Raw genomic sequence first — 2,578 nt, forward strand, 5'->3', positions numbered from 1 at the left:
TGGTGGCACTTGAGCCACGAGGTGGCGTAGGCGATCAGCGCGAAGCTGGCGGCGTGGCTCTCGGGGAAGCCGTACTCGCCGAAGCCCTTGATCTGCTGGAAGACGCGCTCGGCGAAGTCGGCGCTGATGCCCTTGGCGACCATGCGCGAGACGAGGCGCTCGTGGTGGGTCTCGATGGGGCCGTGGCTGCGCCAGGTGGCCATGTCGCGGCGGAGCTGGTCGGCCTCGCCGGGGGTGTAGTCGGCGGCCTCCATGGCCAGGCGCATGACCTGCTCCTGGAACAACGGGACACCCAGCGTCTTGCGCAGCACGGGTTCGAGCGAGGGGTGCGGGTAGGTGACGGGCTCCTCGCCGTTGCGCCGCCGCAGGAAGGGGTGCAGCATGCCGCCGGTGATCGGGCCGGGCCGGATGATGGCCACCTGGATCACGAGGTCGTAGTAGGTCTGCGGCCTGAGGCGCGGCAGCATGCTCATCTGGGCGCGGCTCTCGACCTGGAAGGTGCCCACCGAGTCGGCGCGACAGAGCATGCTGAAGGTGGCGCGGTCGCCGCGCGGAATGCGCGCGAGGGACATGGTCTTGCCACGGTGCGCGCGCAGCAGGTCGAAGGCGATGTGCAGCTGGTTCAGGGCGCCGAGGCCGAGCAGGTCGACCTTGAACAGGCCGAGGGCCTCGACGTCGTACTTGTCCCACTGGATGACGGTGCGTCCGGGCATGGTGGCGTTCTCGACGGGCACGAAGTCGGGCACCGGTTCGTGGCCGAGCAGGAAGCCGCCCGGATGGATGGACAGGTGGCGCGGGAACTCCTGGATCTCGGCGACCAGGCGGGCGAAGCGGGCCACCAGGGGATGGGCCGGATCGAAGCCGGCGTTCTGCAGGTCGTCCGGGGCGATGCCTTCGCGGGCACCATCCGGAAAGTGGTAGTACATGCTCGAGCGCGCGGTCTTGGCCAGGCGGTCGAGCTGCACCGCCGGCAGACCCAGGGCCTTGCCCACCTCGCGGATGGCCGAGCGCGGCCGGAAGCGCACGACGTTGGCCACCATGGCCGCCTTGTCGCGGCCGTACTTGGCGTAGACGTGCTGGATGACCTCCTCGCGACGGCCGTGCTCGATGTCCAGGTCGATGTCCGGCGGCTCGGCGCGCTCGCGGGAGATGAAGCGCTCGAAGAGGAGGTCGACCTCGCGCGGGTTCACCGCCGTCACCTTCAGGCAGTAGCACACCACCGAGTTGGCGGCCGAGCCGCGGCCCTGACAGACGATGCCCTCGTCGCGGCAGAACTTCACGATCTCGTACATGGTCAGGAAGTAGCCCTCGTAGTCGAGGTCGTGGATGAGTTCGAGTTCGCGATCGATGCGGGCCTGCAGGTCGGCCGGGACCGTACCGCCGAAGCGGTCGCGGGCGCCCTGGCGCACCAGGCGGTCGAGCCAGGTGGCGGTCGTCATGCCGAAGGGGAGCTGCTCGGCGGGATAGCGGTAGGTGAGCTCGGCCAGGGTGAAGGTGCAGCGGTCGGCCACTTCCCGGGTGCGCGCCACGGCGGCCGGGTCGTCGGCGAAGAGGCGGGCGAAGACGTCGGGCGTGACCAGGGCGTGGCGATCGTTGGGGCGCAGCAGGCGGCCGGCGTCGGCCACGTTGGTGCCGTGCCGAATGCAGGTCAGGACGTCCTGCAGGGCGCGCCGTTCGCGGCGGTGGTAGAGCACCTCGTGGCCCGCCACCACGGGCAGGCCGAGGCGCCGGGCGCGGGCGCGCAGACGGGCCTCGGTGCGCTCCTCGCCGGGGGCCAGGTGGCGGGTGGCGAGGGCGTAGAGGCGGTCGCCGAAGGCGTCGCGCAGGTCGGCGCCGATGCGGTCGAGGTCGGCCTCGGCGTCGGCGTCGGTGCCCGCCTCGAGGAGCAGGCTCTCGCGGCCGCCCCACAGGGCGATCAGGCCCGGGGCGTGGGCGGCCACCTCGCGCCAGGTGACGCGGCTGGCGCCCTTCCCGCAGCGCAGGCGGCCGGTGGTGACGAGGTTGCAGAGGTGGGCGTAGCCGCGGCGGTCCTGCACCAGGAGGGTGATCGTGGAGTCGTGTCCGGACATCGATTCGACGGTGACCTGGCTGCCGAGGATGAGCCGCGGGGGTGGCGTGTCGCCCGCCCACTCGCGCACGGCCACGTGGGCCTTGGGCGCGCCCGGCACGCCGTCGCGGTCAGGTGAGGGCCAGGGCGGGCAGACCGAGCTCGCCGGCGCGGCGCACCAGTTCGTCGGGCGCCGAGGCGCCCTCGCGGAAGGAGTAGTGGGACTTGCACCACAGGGGCGCGTAGGCCGTGGTGGTGCTGCTGGTGAGCGTGCGGGCCGGCATGGGCGGGCCCTTTCCCTGGGGAGGGATGGTCTGTCTTCGTCAGTCGTCGCCGGTGTCGGGTTCCGATGAGATGCGCAGCCAGTCGGCGAAGCCCGCCGCGTCCATCTCGCCGGTGACGAGGGCGACGACCGCAGCCACGGCGTCGGTCTCGGGGGCGACCAGCCGCTGGCCGTTCAGTTCGAGGAACACGCCGGCCGCGGTGAACGCCGTGCGCTTGTTCCCGTCGACGAAGGGATGGTTGCGCACC

2 pseudogenes are annotated in these 2,578 nt (G+C 71.8%); both read right to left on the reverse strand.

Annotated elements, in window-relative coordinates:
• Positions 1 to 2,331, reverse strand: a pseudogene (locus KDM41_16905) (error-prone DNA polymerase).
• Positions 2,332 to 2,370: 39 nt separating this feature from the next.
• Positions 2,371 to 2,578 (reverse strand): annotated as a pseudogene (locus tag KDM41_16910) (type II toxin-antitoxin system death-on-curing family toxin).

The sequence above is a fragment of the bacterium genome (genome assembly GCA_020440705.1).
GTDB lineage: Bacteria > Krumholzibacteriota > Krumholzibacteriia > LZORAL124-64-63 > LZORAL124-64-63 > JAGRNP01.